Annotated in this window: 15 protein-coding genes and 1 pseudogene; 8 read left to right on the plus strand and 8 right to left on the minus strand. The window is 40.4% G+C overall.

Features of this window, described 5'->3' with window-relative positions; translation table 11 throughout:
• Positions 1 to 42: 42 nt before the first annotated feature.
• Entirely contained in the window at positions 43 to 1,047 is a 1,005-nt protein-coding gene (locus ACQV1I_RS23755; protein WP_094699919.1) for an ABC transporter substrate-binding protein, read from the minus strand.
• 186 nt (positions 1,048 to 1,233) lie between these two features.
• On the opposite strand from ACQV1I_RS23755, the gene ACQV1I_RS23760 reads away from it, so the two are divergent.
• The 7 genes from ACQV1I_RS23760 to ACQV1I_RS23790 all read left to right on the plus strand — a co-directional run bounded on the left by ACQV1I_RS23760 (position 1,234) and on the right by ACQV1I_RS23790 (position 8,230).
• Positions 1,234 to 2,247 carry a FecCD family ABC transporter permease gene (locus tag ACQV1I_RS23760; RefSeq protein WP_116333592.1) on the plus strand — a complete coding sequence of 338 codons (1,014 nt, stop codon included), beginning with the start codon at positions 1,234 to 1,236 and terminating at the stop codon, positions 2,245 to 2,247.
• Entirely contained in the window at positions 2,244 to 3,281 is a 1,038-nt protein-coding gene (locus ACQV1I_RS23765; RefSeq protein ID WP_116333591.1) for a FecCD family ABC transporter permease, read from the plus strand. Before ACQV1I_RS23760 ends, ACQV1I_RS23765 begins: the two co-directional genes overlap by 4 nt.
• A 14-nt stretch (positions 3,282 to 3,295) precedes the next feature.
• Complete coding sequence (locus tag ACQV1I_RS23770; RefSeq protein ID WP_104067817.1) at positions 3,296 to 4,135, plus strand: ABC transporter ATP-binding protein; 840 nt, start codon at positions 3,296 to 3,298, stop codon at positions 4,133 to 4,135.
• Between the two features lie 396 nt (positions 4,136 to 4,531).
• The gene (locus ACQV1I_RS23775) at positions 4,532 to 5,506 is read left to right on the plus strand and encodes an ABC transporter ATP-binding protein (protein ID WP_018669676.1); all 975 of its coding nucleotides are present in this window, start codon (positions 4,532 to 4,534) and stop codon (positions 5,504 to 5,506) included.
• Positions 5,503 to 6,351, plus strand: a complete 849-nt coding sequence (locus tag ACQV1I_RS23780) for an ABC transporter permease (protein WP_018669675.1) — start codon at positions 5,503 to 5,505, stop codon at positions 6,349 to 6,351. Before ACQV1I_RS23775 ends, ACQV1I_RS23780 begins: the two co-directional genes overlap by 4 nt.
• A gap of 10 nt (positions 6,352 to 6,361) precedes the next feature.
• The gene (locus ACQV1I_RS23785; RefSeq protein WP_372486635.1) at positions 6,362 to 7,150 is read left to right on the plus strand and encodes an ABC transporter permease; all 789 of its coding nucleotides are present in this window, start codon (positions 6,362 to 6,364) and stop codon (positions 7,148 to 7,150) included.
• A gap of 30 nt (positions 7,151 to 7,180) precedes the next feature.
• Positions 7,181 to 8,230 (plus strand): polyamine ABC transporter substrate-binding protein, encoded by a 1,050-nt coding sequence (locus ACQV1I_RS23790; RefSeq protein ID WP_116333590.1) that lies wholly within the window; start codon positions 7,181 to 7,183, stop codon positions 8,228 to 8,230.
• A gap of 112 nt (positions 8,231 to 8,342) precedes the next feature.
• On the opposite strand, the gene ACQV1I_RS23795 is transcribed toward ACQV1I_RS23790, so the two are convergent.
• The 4 genes from ACQV1I_RS23795 to cls form a co-directional block, all read right to left on the minus strand.
• Positions 8,343 to 9,155 (minus strand): class I SAM-dependent methyltransferase, encoded by an 813-nt coding sequence (locus tag ACQV1I_RS23795; protein ID WP_116333589.1) that lies wholly within the window; start codon positions 9,153 to 9,155, stop codon positions 8,343 to 8,345.
• Between the two features lie 104 nt (positions 9,156 to 9,259).
• A complete protein-coding gene (locus tag ACQV1I_RS23800) occupies positions 9,260 to 9,532 on the minus strand; it encodes an NAD/NADP transhydrogenase alpha subunit (protein WP_094699955.1) in 273 nt (90 codons plus the stop codon).
• A 181-nt stretch (positions 9,533 to 9,713) separates the two neighbouring features.
• Complete coding sequence (locus tag ACQV1I_RS23805; protein WP_104031423.1) at positions 9,714 to 11,090, minus strand: aspartate kinase; 1,377 nt, start codon at positions 11,088 to 11,090, stop codon at positions 9,714 to 9,716.
• A gap of 276 nt (positions 11,091 to 11,366) precedes the next feature.
• Positions 11,367 to 12,884, minus strand: a complete 1,518-nt coding sequence (gene cls / locus ACQV1I_RS23810) for a cardiolipin synthase (protein ID WP_116333588.1) — start codon at positions 12,882 to 12,884, stop codon at positions 11,367 to 11,369.
• 309 nt (positions 12,885 to 13,193) lie between these two features.
• Here cls and ACQV1I_RS23815 point away from each other — a divergent pair, with 309 nt between their 5' ends.
• Positions 13,194 to 14,648: a catalase gene (locus ACQV1I_RS23815; protein ID WP_116333587.1), complete on the plus strand. Its 1,455-nt coding sequence runs from the start codon at positions 13,194 to 13,196 to the stop codon at positions 14,646 to 14,648.
• A gap of 58 nt (positions 14,649 to 14,706) precedes the next feature.
• On the opposite strand, the gene ACQV1I_RS23820 is transcribed toward ACQV1I_RS23815, so the two are convergent.
• The 3 genes and pseudogenes from ACQV1I_RS23820 to ACQV1I_RS23830 all read right to left on the minus strand — a co-directional run bounded on the left by ACQV1I_RS23820 (position 14,707) and on the right by ACQV1I_RS23830 (position 18,446).
• A complete protein-coding gene (locus ACQV1I_RS23820; RefSeq protein WP_094699956.1) occupies positions 14,707 to 15,327 on the minus strand; it encodes a sterol desaturase family protein in 621 nt (206 codons plus the stop codon).
• Positions 15,328 to 15,380: 53 nt separating this feature from the next.
• Positions 15,381 to 16,402: pseudogene (locus tag ACQV1I_RS23825) on the minus strand (DUF2804 domain-containing protein).
• A 22-nt stretch (positions 16,403 to 16,424) separates the two neighbouring features.
• Positions 16,425 to 18,446: an ABC transporter ATP-binding protein gene (locus ACQV1I_RS23830; RefSeq protein ID WP_116333586.1), complete on the minus strand. Its 2,022-nt coding sequence runs from the start codon at positions 18,444 to 18,446 to the stop codon at positions 16,425 to 16,427.
• Positions 18,447 to 18,451 lie beyond the last annotated feature (5 nt).

Raw genomic sequence — 18,451 nt, forward strand, 5'->3', positions numbered from 1 at the left:
CTTCAAGGCTACTAGATCAGTCCTCTATCTTTTACCAATACGTTATTGTTTTCCCTCTACCAAATACTTATCAAATTCATCTAAAAGCAGATTGGCTGCACGTACACCGCCTGCTATATTCCAGATGACATCGTCTACTTTAAACACTTTGTTTTTCTTGGATACACTGAGGTTCTTCCATAATGGATCGTTTAACCAATCTTGTTCTAGCTTGCTACCACTATCGTCATTTACACCTTTATTGTACGTATAGTAGAACAAGATGTCGCCATCTAATTCAGGCATCCGCTCTTTGGTAATTTCAGCTGCAAAATCATCTTTTTGCTGTGCTTTTGGTCGAGCAAAACCTACTTCATTCAGTAACATTCCTGCAAAGGTTTGACTATAGTAAATGCGAGTTTTACCAGGCATAAAACGTACCAAGGATACTTCTGTTTTTAATTTATCCCCAGCCTTTGTACGTAAGTCAGCTACTTTTTTATCAAAATCGGCAACTACTTTATCGCCTTCTGCTTTCTTATTTAAAGCTTCCGCATACAATGTAAAGTTGTTTTTCCATTCACCGCGCAATGTTTCTGCTAAGACAGTTGGAGCAACGGCACTTAGTTGATCATAAATCTTTTCATGACGCATTTTTACGCCAAGAATGAGATCGGGTTGTAGAGCCGCGATTGCCTCGATATTGGGCTGTAGCTCATCACCAACTTCTTTTACACCCTCCATGTCTGCTTTGATATGATCGTAGAAGGGCTGGTCCTTTTTATCCCAAGATTGCACAGCGCCAACTGGCTTAACACCTAGCTCCAGAACAGCTTCTGTACCTTCACGCGTCAAAACTACCACACGTTGAGGAGTTCCATTTAATTTAGTTTCTCCCATTGCATGTTTCACCTTATAAGCTGTGCCCTCTTGTTTTGCTTCACTTGGCTTGGCTTCTGTTGTGGCGTTTTGTTGTTGACCGCACCCTACGACAAGCATCATTAGTAGCAAAACTGGCGCAGCAATCTTCATGAAACGTGATTGGTGCACTATTTCTGAAATTTTCATTTGTTGTTCCCCCTAGAACTCTTGATAACGATTATCAATGTCGGATATAATCGTATATGCCAGACTTCGATGTGTCAACAAGGGAAAACATTTCCTTACAACATATTTGAACTTTCGCAAAAAAGATAATGTTGAACACCTGTCACATCATACTGACAGAATGCAAAAAAATAGGAGAACACTGTAATGAGAAAGAGCATCTTAGAACGACCTTTTGCCAAATCAACAGGTCTGCTACTCGGATTGTTAGTATTAATAGCTTGTATGCTGGTCAGTGTTGTTTATGGTGTTATTAATACTGATATACACACCCTGATAGAAGCTTATACAAATTTTAACGGAAGCAATGAGCACATTGTCATTCTTGAAACAAGGGTTCCTCGTAGTATTATTGCAGCAGCCATAGGGATTAATTTAGGTATAGCAGGTTCGATTCTGCAAGCCTTGACACGTAATCCAATTGGGGACGTAGGCATCTTTGGGATTAATGGAGCCGCCTCATTTGCTATTGTTTGTTCCGTTGGTTTCTTAGGAGCGAACTCTATGCAAGCCTTAACCTGGGCTGGTTTTACAGGAGCCTTGCTAGGTGGGATTTCCGTTTATATCTTAGGCTCTATTGGTCGTGATGGAATGACCCCCTTAAAAATGACACTGGCAGGTGCCGCATTAACCGCTCTTTTCTCTTCCTTCACTAATGGTATTTTAGTGACAAATGAACAAGCCTTAGAGGAAGTATTATTTTGGTTAGCAGGCTCTGTAGCTGATCGCAAGCTCTCCTATCTAATTGAAATGTTACCTTTCATGATCGCCGCTTGGGTTTTAGCGCTATTGTTAGCCCCAGCAATTAATACGTTCATGTTGGGAGAAGATGTAGCAAAAGGCTTGGGACAACAAACGCTTTTGTTAAAGATCGGAATGGGTGTAGTCGTGATTATTTTATCCGGCTGTTCGGTGGCTGTGGCCGGACCAATAGGCTTTGTTGGTCTGTTTACTCCCCATTTAGCACGTTACCTTACTGGAAATGATATGAAGTGGACAATATTGTACAGCGGGTTATTTGGAGGAATTTTACTTGTCATCTCTGATATATTAGCCAGAGCCATAGCGATGCCTCAGGAATTACCAATCGGTGTAATGACCGCCTTATTTGGAGCTCCCTTCTTCATCTATGTCATTCGAAAGGGGATGCTTCGTTCATGAGGAAATCACTTGTATTTCGTCTTAAAAAACCGAATATTTCCTATTTAATGGAAAGACGTGTGCTTTGGATCGTTCTTACTATTCTGTTCCTAACGTTTATGGCAATGGTATGTAGCGTCGGAGTGGGCGAATATCCTATTTCTTTGTGGAATGTTATAAAAGTCTTTTTTGGACTAGGTAGTGGCCAAGAAAATCTAATTGTCATGAAATTTCGCATGCCCCGTCTTTTGACAGGAATGCTAGTTGGAATGGGGCTTGGTGTATCAGGGGCAATCCTTCAAAGCATCATTCGCAATCCACTCGCTTCCCCCGATATCATTGGTATCACCAGTGGGGCTAGTGTTGCGGCAGTAGTCTTCATTGTTTTGTTTGAGACAGCTAGTATTTTCTGGCTTCCTCTGTTTGCGATTCTAGGAGCCGGTATTGCAGGCTTACTAATCTATGTATTAGCTTGGAAAAAAGGGGTAACCCCTGTACGACTCGTCTTGATAGGAGTCGGTGTAAAAGAGATTTTAACCGCTCTTACCACCTTAATAACTGTTGCTAGCCCACTTTATCTAACACCTAAGGCCAAAATTTGGTTAACGGGCAGTGTCTATGGAACCTCATGGGATACCGTATCCATGCTAGCTCCTTGGATTGCTTGCTTTATGTTACTCGCCTTCATATATGGTCGTAGTGTTAACCTGCTACAATTAGGGGATGATGTGGCCCAAGGAGCTGGTTCCGCTGTTGAAAAACATCGTCTCATCCTATTGTCCTTTTCCGTAGCATTAGCCGGAGCTGCTGTGGCCATCGGTGGGGCAATCAGCTTTGTTGGACTATTAGCCCCTCATATTGCAAAAAAGGTAGTAATTCCCGTTTTTGGAGCTTTATTGCCTACATCGGCACTGCTGGGTGCCGTAATCGTCTTAGTCTCTGATCTCTTGGCTCGCACTGTCTTTGCACCACTTGATCTACCTGTAGGAATTTTCACCTCCCTCATTGGAGCGCCGTTCTTCATATTTCTATTGGTTAAAAATCGTAATAAGTAAGGAGATGAGATGCAATGTCTGCTCTAGAAACGAAAGGGCTAACCCTGCAATACGGGGATTCGATTATAATTGAAAATCTTGGTCTCTGTATTCCTAAGGGTGAAATTACTGTTTTAATTGGAAGCAACGGGTGTGGAAAGTCCACTCTTCTTCGTTCCTTGGCTCGATTATTAAAACCATCAACAGGACATATATTATTAAATGGCAAAGCTATTGCAGAACAAACAACAAAAGAGATCGCCAAGCAAATGGCTATTCTGCCACAGGGTCCGATTGCCCCTGAAGGATTAACTGTCTTGCAATTAGTTAAACAAGGGCGTTACCCACACCAAAACTGGCTCAAACAATGGACTGCTGAGGATGAAGAAAAAGTCGCTTTTGCTCTAGAAGTAACACAATTAACAGAGCTAGCTCACCGTCCAATTGATTCGCTTTCCGGTGGACAACGCCAACGTGCTTGGATCGCTCTTACACTGGCTCAAGATACAGATATTATTTTGCTTGATGAGCCCACAACCTATCTAGACATGACCCACCAAATTGAAGTGCTTGATATTTTATTTGAATTAAATCAGACACGTGCATCTACAATTGTCATGGTGCTACATGATCTTAATTTAGCATGTCGGTATGCGCATCATTTAATTGCTGTTCAAAATAAACAAATTTATGCTCAAGGTAGTCCTGAAACAGTGCTGACGGAAAGAATGGTTGAACATGTTTTCCGTATGCAATCAAAAATTATTTCCGATCCTCTGTACGGTACACCAATGTGTATCCCTGTGGGAAATGGTCGCATGTTACTATCATCTACACAAGGTGAGATTTTGCAAGCACAACGACTCGCTACCTAAACTACGTAAGCACATGTAATGTATTTGAAGCATAAATCATCTCCATAAAAGTCATCATTCAAATGTAGATTATTTTGTGGATATTTAGCTCTAGAACTCGACAAACGATTGTCTTTCACGTTACAATCCTCGTGTGATAGTTTTTGCCATTCATAAATGAATTGTGTCTGACAGACAATCTATCTAGAATACATATTGCTCTTATAACTGTTACGAGGCTACTTGCACGCTTACGATGAACATGTCTCCGTCGCTAGTTGATGGAGATTTTTTCTTGCTTTTTTATTTGTGATTTCATTGAATTTATTGGCTCAATGATATATCTTAATATTTAGCGTTTTTTTAGAGAAAAATGGGTGAGAACTACTAAATTTATATAGAGATGGGAAATGATAAATGAAAACGATCATACACTTGGATTCAGTGGAAAAAAGCTTTAATGATCACGTGGTCATTCCCGCATTTTCACTGTCAATCCAGGAAGGTGAATTCATCACTTTGCTCGGTCCCAGCGGATGCGGAAAAACGACGCTGATGCGCATGATTTCTGGGTTTGAAGAGCCTACCTCAGGACATATCTACCTTGATGGAAAGGATGTAACAAAAATTCCTCCTTACCAACGAGATATGAACATGGTATTTCAACATTATGCTCTGTTCCCACACATGACCGTTGCTGAAAACATTCTTTTTGGTTTAAAGATGAAAAATGTGCCACAAGCCGAACAAAAGACTCGTTTGGAAGAAGTGTTGCACTTTACACAACTGACCGAATATCAGAAACGTAAACCAAAACAGCTATCTGGTGGACAACAGCAACGTGTTGCAATTGCCCGTGCGATCATTAATAATCCAAGGGTATTATTATTGGACGAGCCACTTGGTGCTCTAGACTACCAACTACGTAAAAACCTTCAGGTTGAATTAAAAAATATCCAGCGCAATTTGGGCATTACCTTTATCTATGTGACGCATGATCAAGATGAGGCTATGTCTATGTCAGACCGAATTGCAGTTGTAAACCAAGGGCGAATTGAGCAGTTGGGTACACCAGAAGAGATTTATTACAAGCCAAACAGTTTGTTCGTTGCAACCTTTATTGGCGAGAACAATATCATGAATACAAAAGCAGGTCTTTTAGGCGTTCGTCCTGAAAAGATTCGTTTATATAAAGAACATGAAGAAGTAGCTCAACATAAGAGCCAAGGTATCATTGAAGATATTATTTTCTTAGGTAATATCTTTAAAGTGTTTGTCCGCGCCGAGGACGACATCGTTATTACTGCACATCTTTACGAAAAAGGCTCTTGGTACAAAGGCGAGAGAGTTGGTGTATTCTGGGCTGAAGAAGATGAGGTGATTCTGCGTTGAAAAATAAAGGAAAGCTACTCGCTCTCCCAGGATTCCTCTGGTTAACGATCTTCTTTTTAGTTCCGATGCTTTTTGTAGTTATACTCTCCTTTCTTAAGCGGGGAGTATACGGACAAATCGTCTACGAGTTTACACTAGCTAACTATGCAAGATTCTTTGAATCGCTATACGTACAAATATTTATCGAAACCTTACTAGTATCCTTGGGAACGACCTTCATTTGTCTACTGTTAGGTTATCCCTTAGCCTATATGATTACGCGACTAGATCGTAAGTGGCAGAACATGTGGCTCTTATTAGTGATGATTCCATTTTGGATTAATTTTCTGGTTCGCTCTTATGCTTGGGTCATCATCTTACGTACACAAGGTCTGGTAAATACTGTTTTACAATCGCTTGGCCTTATCGACCAACCGCTCACGCTCTTGTATACACCAGGGGCTGTTTTGCTCGGGATGGTCTATGCGTTGTTGCCGTTTATTATTTTGCCGATCTATGTCTCTTTAGAACAACTAGATCGTAAAAAGCTGGAGGCTGCCTATGATTTAGGAGCTACACCAGCCAAAACATTTTGGCACATTACCCTGCCTCTAACTATGCCGGGGGTTGTAAGCGGCTGTATATTAGTATTCGTTTCTTCCTTGGGTATGTTCGTCGTTCCAGATGTAATGGGTGGGGCCAAGTCTTCACTATTTGGTAATGTTATCCAAAACCAATTCTTGTCTGCACGTGATTGGCCATTTGGTTCGGCATTATCCATGGTGATTGTGCTCTTCTCGATCATTATGATTTATTTATACTATCGCGCAACCAAAATGCAAGAGAAACAAGAAGGGAGAGGATGAGGCTATGAAAATGCGTAAAAATCTCCTGTTTGCCTACTCCTTGGCGATTATCGCGTTTTTATATTTACCGATCGCCGTACTCATCCTCTATTCTTTTAATGATTCGAGGATCAATGCCACTTGGTCAGGATTCACCTTAAAGTGGTACACGTCGCTGTTTGAAAACGATCGTGTGCTAGATGCATTGATGAACAGCTTAATTATTGCCGTAGTTACAACGGTGGTTACTACCATTCTGGCAGCTTTTCTGTCTTTGGCCCTCCATCGTTACAAATTTCGCTTTAAACAAGCATTCAATGGGTTAATTTATTTGCCAATCTTAATTCCTGATATTCTAATGGGATTATCCTTACTCGTCATGTTTAGCCAATTGTATATGCCACTGGGTAAACTAACGATAATTATTGCTCATATCACATTTAGCTTGTCGTTTGCGGTGGTTATCATTACTGCTCGTTTAGCTGGTATGGGGCAGGAACTAGAGGAAGCAGCCCAGGATTTGGGTGCCTCCGCGTTTAATACGTTCCGCTATGTTACTTTGCCAATTATTTCCCCAGGACTGATTGCAGCTGCTTTAATGACGTTTACGATGTCGCTGGATGATTTCGTAATCAGCTTCTTTGTAGCAGGACCGGATTCTACTACGTTGCCATTATATATATATGGTATGGTCAAACGTGGTGTCTCTCCAGAGTTAAATGCTCTATCCACAATAATGATTCTTGTGATTGTGGTATTAATTGTCCTCGCAGAATCACTTGCTTTTAAAGGTACCGGAAATAAAACCACTCAAGAATAAAAATTTTATCTCTCAGGAGGAGGATATGCTATGCGTTTACTTAAGGCCATTGTGCCAATCGTTATGACTACTGTACTTGCCCTGACTGGATGCTCATCTAATGGTGGAAAAGAAGAAAGAGTTCTAAACATCTACAGCTGGGCTGATAATTTCAACATGGATGTTATCAAGGATTTTGAACAAAAATTCGATGCTAAAGTCAATTATGCCATTTTCTCCAGCAATGAAGATATGCTAGCAAAGGTTCAGGCTGGTGGTGCCCAATTTGACCTTATTCAGCCTTCCGATTACATGGTTGATACTATGATTAAATTAAACCTGCTAGAAGAACTGGATAAATCAGCGATCCCTAATCTGCAAAACTTGGTGTCTACCTTTAAAACACCTCCGTATGATCCGGACAACAAATACTCTGTAGTATACACATGGGGTGTAACTGGAATTGCATACAACAAGAAGTATGTAACAGAGCCACCAACAAGCTGGATCGATCTATGGAATCCAAAATATAAAGGTCGCGTCGTAGTATTAAATGATTCCCGTGAAGCTTTGGGCATGTCCCTGAAAAAAAATGGCTTCTCTAACAGTACAATCAGTGAAAAAGAATTAGATATTGCGAATGCTGATTTGAAAAAACTGTTACCAAACCTATTAGCATTTGATACAGACACTATCAAACAAAAATTCATTGCGGAAGAAGCTTGGATTGGTACTGTTTGGTCTGGTGATGCAGCCTTTATTTATCCGGAAAATAACAACATTGGCTACGTTGTTCCAAAAGAAGGCGGAACTATTTTTGCTGATACCTTCGCCATTCCAAAAGGTGCTAAGCACAAAAAACTAGCTGAAGAATTCATCAACTATATGATGGACCCTGCCGTATCTGTAAAAAACTATGAAAAAATCGGCTATAGCAATCCAAATGAAAAAGCACATCCTCTGCATAACGAAGAGTATCGCAACAATAAAATGATTTTCCTGACTCCTGAAGAGATGAGTCGTACCGAGTGGTTAAAAGATGTCGGCGAAACCTTGCAAGTATACGATCGTCTATGGACGGAACTAAAAAGCGGTCGTTAAGATAACCTGAAACAAAAAAACCTGTTGTCTACAAAAAACGTAGGCGACAGGTTTTTATTTGACTATGTACATGCTAGTCTAGGCTAAACTTGTTTTTATTTATAAAAAATTTTTAATCAGGTTGAACTTCTAACCAACAAGAGCATCCCTCACAAATCGGATTGGTACTAAGAACACCCAGCTTCATATATAGTGGCTCTAACATACTAAATAATTCTCGATCCTCAGCTACATAAAAATTAGGGAATAACAGCTTCAACTTGGAACCACCTAATAAATAAGATGCCAATAAATATTGCTCAGAATAGAAGAGCTGCATATATTCATGTGGATAATCATACGGCAAGAAAATATCGTGAACTTGAACGATTACACCTGGCTTTACTATTGGTAGAATCTCTAAAAAGGCAACCGTTACATCAGAATTAGTAAACGAACGATGTGAGCTGTCAATGAACAGGATATCCCCTGATTCTAGCTGTTGGAAAAATTCTATGGGGATCGTCTCTAAGGTTTGGCGAATCACCTCATCACATAAAGAATCAATCTCTGCTCTCGGTTGTGGATCAATAGAAATAATCTTGGTTGATAAATTGAGATCACGAATAGCTTTACGCGCAAACTTTGTAGAGTTACCTGATCCTACCTCCACATATCTAGCTGGCTTATGCTTTGCTAAGAAAGTATATATGGCTACACCGTCTAGTAAAGGCAGCCAATTGTTGCGATAAAACGGTTCTTTATCACTCTGAGGATAATCTAACGATATAGTAGCTAATGCATCAATATGCTTCATGGTCTCCTCAAGATATTCCTTATACGTACTACGTTCGGTATCCATTTTCTGTTGTAATTTAGCATGCGGGGGTTTTCCATATCCATGCCGTGGCAGAGGAACTACAGGATAATCAAGATAAATATTCAAAACAAAGCCACCTCATTTCATACTGGATAGAAGTTCTTCTTTCCCTAATGTATGAATGGGTGGCTCTTCTGTTGCTTGTATTCAACTTAATCCACTGTAAATAATTAAGCAGTAATTGCTTCACTCATCGGCATAAGAATTTCAAAAACTTCTCCATGCTGCAGAATTGTGATGTTCTGTTTTTTAATTTTCATAACAGCAACTTCTGGCTTTTGCTTCATCATTTCGATATATTCATCAGGTACTTCCCCTGCGTCGCTGATGGTAACACCTTCTACTTCTTTTTCCTCATCCTCAGCTAAAGGTGTTTTAAGAACAACCTGATAAATTTCAGAAAATACGCTGTAATTGTTTGTAAATACAGTGATACATCTCATTGTCGACATGTTTCCTCACCCTTTCTTTTACATGTTGAATATCCGTGCCTGTTTTGTTGTCTGTTCTACCTTTATAAGATATCCAAATCATGTACGATCTATCAACCTTGAATAGGGGTATCTCTGATGTTACACGTAGGAAATCATGTCCAGACAACGGACAACCTTGCACTTATCTATTTTAGCATATTCCTAGCGAAAGCTCTTCTTCTTTATAAAACTCTTGGTACAATGCTATGACAGCATGATCTGCATCCCCTGCTCTTACACCAAACATTAAATTCACTTCAGATGATCCTTGGTTAATCATTTCGATATTAATGTCTGCGATGGCTAGCGCTGTTGCTGCCCGAGCAGAAATACCTACAGAAGACCGCATTCCCTCTCCTACCAGCATAACAAGAGCCATATTATATTGTACATGCACATCGTCAACATGCAACTCATTTTTTATGCGAGATACAATTCGAGCCTCTTTCTCCTTAGTGAGCTGATGCTGGCGAAGAATGACCGTAATATCATCAATGCCAGATGGACTATGTTCATAGGACAAATGCTCTTCCTCAAGGATCTGCAATAGTCTTCTACCAAAGCCGATCTCTTTATTCATCAAGTATTTACTCACATAAATGCGACAAAATCCCACATCACTAGCAATACCGGCTACAATCCGTGAAGAATTATCCCGTCTGGTCACAATTTTTGTACCTGGTGCTGTGGGATTATTGGTATTCTTTATGCAAACAGGAATTTCCGCTCGAAAAGCAGGTATTAACGCTTCCTCATGGAAAACCGAAAACCCAGCGTATGATAATTCCCGCATTTCTCGATACGTTATCTCCTTTATTTTACATGGATTAGGAACTAAATTTGGATTTACCGCGTACACCGAATCAACATCAGTAAAATTTTCATACAGCTCTGCTCTAACAGCAGCGGCTAAAATGGAGCCGGTCACATCAGAACCTCCACGTGAAAAGGTTGTTAGCTTACCTTCCTGTGTATAACCAAAAAAACCAGGAAATATTAGCAATCCTTCTTTCTCTTTTAATAAAGCTAATTTCTCATAAGCTTCTGGAAGCACCTGAGCATTGCCATATTCACCACTGACTAGAAGACCCGCATCTCTCGGATTAATGTACGTAGCAGGAGCGCCTAGCGTTCTTAGATATTCAGCAACCACTCTGGCACAATTATCTTCTCCTGATGCTTTTACAACGTCCATAAAGCCTTCTGAGTCTGTCCCATCCCATTGTAATAATTTTTGAAGGTCAGCAATGATTGCCCCTATGCATGTTGGTGGTAATTGTAATTCGGAGCAAATTTCTTGATAACGATCTACAACCGCCTGCCATTCCTCCTGAGCCTGCCCGTGTTCAATCTGTTTGGTCCCAAATGTAATCAGTAAATCAGTGACCTTAACATCTTCCTTATAACGCTTTCCAGGAGCTGAGACCACGATAAGCCTACGAGTTTCATCATTCAGAATGATCTGACATACTTTTCGAATCTGTTCGGCATTAGCCAAGGAAGTACCACCAAATTTACACACTTTCATGTCGTTCCCTCCACCATTCTGTATTGCTTCTCTTTGGGTTGTACACTATCCTACCTCTTGCTTTTCCATATGTCTATTACACAAGCTCAAATTTCATAATTTTTTACAGTTTAGTCCCAAAATAAGGAAGAATGAGATGCTACCATTCCTGATAAGGTAGGTAGCATCCCCTTATTCGACCTTCTACTTTTTACACTCTACCACATAATCCATTCCATGAAAACTATTGTCCTTGTGAGGTGTACATTTCGTACAAAAATTTTTATGGCGTGATCATTAGAGAAGAGGGGAGAATAGCCGGGCTACAGATTCTACATATTTACGTCCAATTAATTTAGGCTCTTCTCTGCTTATCCTACTATTACTAATATCCTGTTCAAATTGTTTCGTTAGCTCTTGGATCAAAAGTGATCTTCCATAACAAAGCGCGTTAACTTCAAAATTGAGATAAAAACTCCGGAAATCCCAATTGCTCGTTCCCACTAATGCTAGATTATCATCGACTAGTAGCACTTTTGCATGTAAGAAACCCTTGTCGTACAGATAAATGCTAACCCCTGCTTTTCTTAACTCATCTAGGAAGCTTTGGGAAGCATAGTAGACCAGCTTACTGTCAGGAATGCCTGGTAGGACAAGCGTTACCTCTACTCCTGCCTGCGCAATCGTGCACAAAGCTACCAGCAATACCTCATCGGGGATAAAGTAGGGGGAAGTAATTCTTACCGATTTTTCTGCACGCATGATCATTTGCAGGAATGCTTGGCGAATTGGTTCCCAACGTTCTCTAGGGTCGGTCGCTACCACCTGAATCATATGCTTATTCTTGTGCTCATAAGTAGGTTCAACTATTGATTTGTCCACCTCTTCATCTTGCTTCTGCGTCTCAGAATAACTATTTTCTGTAGCAGAATTGGTCATATCTATGGTAAGACCAGATACCATCTTCCAGTCTTGAATAAAGATTTTTTGAAGCTCGCATGTAGATTCTCCAGTTACCTGTATATGAGTATCTCGCCAAAACCCCAGCTTAGGGTCTTCCCCTACATATTCTTTTCCAATATTACATCCTCCAAAGAATCCGATATCATTATCAATCACGACGATCTTACGGTGATTACGATAATTAAGGCGCATAAAAGTCCGTAAATGCTTACGTGAACTGAATCTGTAGAACTGTCCACCAGCCTGGCACAATTCATCGGCCCAAGCCTCAGGAAAAGTTTTGCTTCCTATATCGTCAACAATAACTCGTACCTCACAGCCTTGCTCAGCCTTTTTCTTGAGTAAATCAATCAGAGATCGTCCCACATAATCTCCTTCAATTGTATAAAACAAAACATGAATCTGATAAATAGCTTTGTCTATTTTCTCCCATAAAGCAGTGTAAAAAGGAGCCGCTTTATGAAATAACTCCACGTGATTCCCCTGTGTGAGCTTAGCATCTGCATTCGCTTGAATGAGTCTTACCATCTTTGTAATAGACGAGTCCAAACTACTAGTACCCTCTGATTGGGTGGCTCCATTTGTACATCCTCTAGCTAATATCTGCTGAGTTTCAGTGAGGTTTTGAGTTACAATCTCCTGATGTTTTTCATGCTGTCGATCCTTCTCTTCTTTCCTCCAATGTCTCCCTGCAAAAAAATAAAAACAAATTCCAAGCACCGGGAAGCTATACACAGCAAAAATCCATGCTAATGTACGTTCTGGCATACGTTTTTCTGTAATAATAAATCCTGTAAAAATAAGCGTAATACTAAGATGGATGATTGTTGAAATCCAAAAGAAATGAAGCATAAAACCACCCTCACTTTTCGTCCGATCAATGTAGGAAAATAATTCATTTGTTTGTAGGTTACCTACTTTCCTTCCAAATCATGAGTAGTAATCTCAGGGAATTAAATAAAGCCAGCAGAACCGTACCTGCTGGCTTTAACTGAACAAGATTATTTCTATTTTTACAATGTAAATCGTTGCAAACGTCCCTGCATTTCATGCTTAGCATTTTCCATTGACAAAAATAATTTTCATTTTATAATAATTATAAATTAGTAATTAAAATACTTTTCTTCTGATAATAATTTTAATTAAGGGAGATGTTTATATATGGATAAGAAACCACGTTTAACTACAAATCAAGGTGTCCCTGTAGGAGATAATCAAAATTCTCGTACTGCTGGGAGAAGAGGGCCTACGACATTAGAGGATTATCATTTAATTGAAAAGTTAGCCCATTTTGATCGAGAAAGAATCCCTGAGCGTGTGGTGCATGCTAGAGGTTCAGGTGCACATGGAATTTTCGTAGTGACCAAAAATATGAGCTCATTTACAAAAGCAGCCTTCCTGCAAAAAGTAGGTCAAAAGACGCCTGTCTTTGTACGATTCTCCACAGTTATTCACGGTCAGGGTTCCCCAGAGACACTACGTGATCCACGTGGTTTTGCCGCCAAATTTTATACAGAAGAAGGCAATTATGATCTAGTCGGTAATCATCTACCTGTGTTTTTTATTCGTGATGCTCTAAAATTTCCTGACATGGTTCACTCCCTAAAGCCATCTCCTGATACAAATCTCCAAACACCGGATCGTTATTGGGATTTCATGACTTTAACTCCTGAATCAACGAATATGCTCACCTGGTTATTCTCTGACTATGGTACACCTGCTAACTATCGCCAAATGGAGGGTTTTGGTGTCCATGCATTCAAATGGGTAAATGCAGAAGGCCAAGTCGTATATGTGAAATATCACTGGAAACCTGCCCAAGGTGTTAAAAATTTATCTGCCCAGGAGGCTTCAGAGATTCAGGCAAAAGATTTTAACCATGCTACCCGTGATTTGTATGATCATATTGAAGCTGGTGACTTTCCAAAATGGACACTCTATGTTCAAATCATGCCTGTAAATGAATTGGATTCTCTGGATTATGATCCACTCGACCCGACAAAAATTTGGGATGAACAAAGCTATCCACTACAAGAAGTGGGCGTGATGACTTTGAATCGCAACCCACAAAACTTTTTTGCGGAAGTAGAGCAGGTAGCCTTCTCCCCAAGTGCAACCGTCACAGGTATCGAACCATCAGAAGATAAGCTTTTGCAGGGACGTTTGTTTTCCTATCCTGATACACAGCGTTATCGTTTAGGAGCTAACTACTTGCAACTCCCAATTAATTGTCCGTATGCCCCTGTCCATAATCAGCAGCGTGATGGTGCAATGCAATTCCAGCAGCAAAGCTCTCCTGTTAATTATGAACCAAGCCGACATGCGGAGAATCCGGTAGAAGATCCTGCATATAAGGAGTCTGAGACACTTCTTGTTGGATATGTTAGTCGTGAAAAAATTGAGAAACCTAATGATTTTACCCAAGCTGGTGAACGTTATCGAAGCTATAGTCCGGAAGAAAAAGTCAATTTGATTGCCAATCTTGCTAACGATCTGGCTACTGTTCATGAGCGTACAAAAATGCTTGCCATTTGTAACTTCTTCCGTGCAGATCGGGAATTCGGAATGCGCCTCGCAAGTGCTCTGAATGTAGACATTAGCTCCTATGTAAAATAACAACTAGCAACAACATAATAAGCCCATCTCTACAGTATAAGAGATGGGCTTCCTGCTTTTATTTCATATCGCTTTGTTCTAAATTACGCGCTGTTGAGCTTCGTTTTACTTGTTTCTCATTCTTATAGGTACCTAATAATACATCAAGGGCAGGATTGGTTACCCCATACCAATAGTTTTCGTTTTTATAGTGATGCCAGAGGTGCATTTTCTTCATCCATCTTCCCCATGGGGTGATCGGTTGCACAGGCTGATGTGCAATATAATGAGCCCATTCGTAATAAAGTAGGTAACCCATAATCCCTGTTACGAATGCAACCATCAGAGAAAAATCCTTTGTGATGAAAAAGGCCACACTCCCCGCTATGATGATCAAAGGCAAGCTATACCAGACTGGTAGGAACAATAGATGTAATTGATCAGGAGATACATGGTGATCGTAGTGCAATCGTTTCAGCATTGTCAGAAGCCAACGTACTTTTGGTGGTTTCATATGAAAGATAAATCGATGGATGAGGTATTCGCTGATCGCGTAGGAAAGCATCCCGATCGCCAATGCCATCCATATATGAATACGTTCCATATCGGGAATTAACCACAAAAAGCCAAAAACAAACAGAATGCTGATCACTAACACATCGAATTGGCTAAAATATTGTTTAACATACTCCCTCAACAAATTAAACCCCCTGTTTTTCCATCTCTTTAAAATGATTGTACCTGCCTGCATGGTTACCATCGTGCCTTCTGATCTTCACAGATTCCCCAGGCATCCTCTATCCTAATTAGGTCGTTGGCCTCCGTTTGTAAGGTTCCATTATACTTTCCAATATATTGCTGTAAATGAGAGGATAATACCAAATAATTTTCACGTTTCTCCTGATAATGAATAGGTGTAAAGATGAGTTGAACTCGGTCGCTACTAGTAGTTGTTATGCGCCAGGGTTTCATGGGTGAGCTTGGGTCGTAGCGGAATTGAATCGGTTCTGTTATTTTTTCGGCACGCTGTTGAAGCAATAAGCCATTTTCAGTCATTCCCGTTCCATCTGTCCAACCAGCTCCGAGATTGCACCCACACCAGCTTCCCCTCCATCGAAAGCAACAAGTCATCCAATTCCATTGGGTCACATAAGGCCAAATACCACGACCAAAATCTAGACTTGCTGATGTTGCTTCCTGTGTAAGGTCGTAAAGCTTACTGCCTACGCGTACTGTACCTGCCGCTGCTCTTCCCGGTTGCTTTGCTGTATATTGAAATCTGGTATCAGCCCAAGGAATAACCATATGTAAAGCCTCGGCAGTCTCTGAGATACTCATATCTACTGAATAAGCTATCCCTTGACTAGTCACCCCATCAACCAAGATCGTTGTAGTCGTCTGGTTATGAGTAAAAGAAATCTGGAGCTTCTTTGGTCAAAATGAACGTCTCCATGAACGGAATCAGGCAAATATATTCCAATCGCCAAGGGGACCTTTATCGTTTGTTCCACCTTCTGGCCCGATTGAAGATCGATCAAATGAAAAAACGCTAACCCAATATAATCCAAATGACAAACTGCCACCGTAATAATAACTTGATTATTTATAATAAACCAAAAATTCCATTTCTTCTTTCGTCCCATATGTCCTGATATCTGACAATCATGCAAGGGGTAACGCGACCAGCCAATGGCCTCTGGTCGCAATTTTCCCCGTCTGTCACAAAGAACGGTATGCTCTGTAATCTCTCTTTCCACATTAGCAGGAAACGCCATAGTGTCCTCCCCCTAATTAACCTTATACCTCTATTTCTTGCTTTTCACCTTGTTGCAGCTGATACATTTGATAATACTTGCCTTTTACTAGCATTAATTCATCATGGTTACCTCGTTCCACAATTTCCCCTCTATCAAGCACGAGGATGCAATCTGCCTGACGAATAGTAGAGAGTCGATGTGCGATAATAAAGGTAGTACGTCCTTTTTTTACTACATCTAACGCCTGTTGAATGATGGTCTCCGTCTCAGTATCAATAGAAGCTGTTGCCTCATCTAGAATTAAAATTGCTGGGTCAAAAGCAAGGGCACGAGCAAATGACACGATTTGACGTTGACCCGCTGATAGCGTACTTCCCTTCTCCACGACAGGCTCATCGTAGCCTTTGCTTAGATGGGCAAACAACTGTCTGGCCCCTACATCATCTAGGGCTTTCTCAATTCTTTCCCGAGAAATAGTTGGGTCGCCAAGGCTGACATTGTTAGCAATCGTTCCAGTGAACAAGAATGGTTCCTGTAGTACGATTCCCATATGCTGACGTACATATTGTTCTGGCCATTCCTGAATCTCCTTGCCGTCAATGGTTACTTTCCCTTTCGTAAAATCGTAAAATCGAAATAAAACATTCATGATGGAGCTTTTACCTGATCCTGTATGACCAACCAATGCGATGGTTTGACCTTCCTTAGCTTCAAAGGAGATATTTTTCAGCACATATTCCTCATCCTTGTAAGCAAACCATACATTCTCAAATTTTACATTCCCCCTATATCTATCCATTTTACCATCTGTTACTGGAATACCTGGTTCATCCATTAATTCAAATACGCGCTCGGCTGCCACCAATGCTTGTTCTAATTGGGGTAATTGATTAACAATCCCACTAATCGGATTGAAGATCCGAACCATATATTCCAAAAAGGCATACATCATTCCAAGCGACAATGCATTGCCCAGCGTTAAAGACTGTGCTCCAAAATACCATAGCAGCAGGGCAAACCCTATAATACGCAAGAAGTTGGTTAGATTATGGGAAGTAAGTGAGTTTAGTAGCAGTAATTTGTTTTGGTATTTAAAATGATCATAATTTAATTCCTCGAATTCTTTCCTTGTCTCCTTTTGGCGACGGAAAGCCTGAATGATAGTCATCCCCTGAATCGATTCATTAATCATCCCATTGATATCACTGATTCTTGCTCGAATGACATGGTTAAAGCGAGAAGCGAAATATCGATAGACGTAAATCCACACAATCAAAATCGGAATGATCACAAGACAAATGGTACCTAGCATAGGTTCTAATAAGAACATAGCAATCAGAATACCAGTGATATAGATGATCCCCGTAAAAAAGTTCGAAAGCACAGTCAGATATAGATCACGGATTGCTTCCGTATCATTCGTCACTCGTGCAACCACTTTTCCTGCTGGTAAATTGTCAAAATACTGAATTGGAAGCCGCTGAATATGATCAAAGACGTCTACACGCATCTTCTGAATGATTTGGTTCGCTGAGATTTGTAACCAATACTTTTTTACATATAACAAGAGTGAAATCAGGGCTAATAAGCCAAGATAAATCAAACAAAGGGTAATGAGCGGCTGTACTTCCGGTTTATATAGAGCAAACACTTCCGCTGTCGTTAATTTTTCAGCAGGGTATACTCCTCTGTCCGCACCATTTTGAATCAGGAGATTTCCATTTTCGATTGTTCGTTCTCCATCAAATGCTACTGGTTGATCAATGAAGTAATAGTCTCGCCCGACTTGTAGAATGCGGACTTCTTTACCCTTTTGCTCACCCGGTAACCAATGATCACTTCGTTTTATATAGTGATCCCGGTAAGCAACAGCTTCGCTCCCCTGTTCACTCTGGTACCAACTATACTCAATACCCCGTATATGGACATCAATCATCTGTTTGACCAAAATAGGTCCCATCAGATCAGCTGCAACCGCTAATGATAGCATGGTTAAAGCCAAGATGAGTGTTTTCTTAAAATGCAAGGCATATTGCCATAACCTTTTAGAAGGCCTACCCATGTTTC

The organism is Brevibacillus sp. JB24b, assembly GCF_051713385.1.
Taxonomy (GTDB): Bacteria; Bacillota; Bacilli; order Brevibacillales; family Brevibacillaceae; genus Brevibacillus_B; species Brevibacillus_B laterosporus.

Bases quoted from the DNA above. Each gene is read 5' to 3' on its own strand.
- ACQV1I_RS23805 (WP_104031423.1), bottom strand. From the start codon at position 11,090: ATGAAAGTGTGTAAATTTGGTGGTACTTCCTTGGCTAATGCCGAACAG.
- ACQV1I_RS23755 (WP_094699919.1), bottom strand. From the start codon at position 1,047: ATGAAAATTTCAGAAATAGTGCACCAATCACGTTTCATGAAGATTGCT.
- ACQV1I_RS23815 (WP_116333587.1), top strand. From the start codon at position 13,194: ATGGATAAGAAACCACGTTTAACTACAAATCAAGGTGTCCCTGTAGGA.
- cls (WP_116333588.1), bottom strand. From the start codon at position 12,884: ATGCTTCATTTCTTTTGGATTTCAACAATCATCCATCTTAGTATTACG.
- ACQV1I_RS23760 (WP_116333592.1), top strand. From the start codon at position 1,234: ATGAGAAAGAGCATCTTAGAACGACCTTTTGCCAAATCAACAGGTCTG.
- ACQV1I_RS23775 (WP_018669676.1), top strand. From the start codon at position 4,532: ATGAAAACGATCATACACTTGGATTCAGTGGAAAAAAGCTTTAATGAT.
- ACQV1I_RS23765 (WP_116333591.1), top strand. From the start codon at position 2,244: ATGAGGAAATCACTTGTATTTCGTCTTAAAAAACCGAATATTTCCTAT.
- ACQV1I_RS23830 (WP_116333586.1), bottom strand. From the start codon at position 18,446: ATGGGTAGGCCTTCTAAAAGGTTATGGCAATATGCCTTGCATTTTAAG.
- ACQV1I_RS23790 (WP_116333590.1), top strand. From the start codon at position 7,181: ATGCGTTTACTTAAGGCCATTGTGCCAATCGTTATGACTACTGTACTT.
- ACQV1I_RS23785 (WP_372486635.1), top strand. From the start codon at position 6,362: ATGCGTAAAAATCTCCTGTTTGCCTACTCCTTGGCGATTATCGCGTTT.
- ACQV1I_RS23770 (WP_104067817.1), top strand. From the start codon at position 3,296: ATGTCTGCTCTAGAAACGAAAGGGCTAACCCTGCAATACGGGGATTCG.
- ACQV1I_RS23800 (WP_094699955.1), bottom strand. From the start codon at position 9,532: ATGAGATGTATCACTGTATTTACAAACAATTACAGCGTATTTTCTGAA.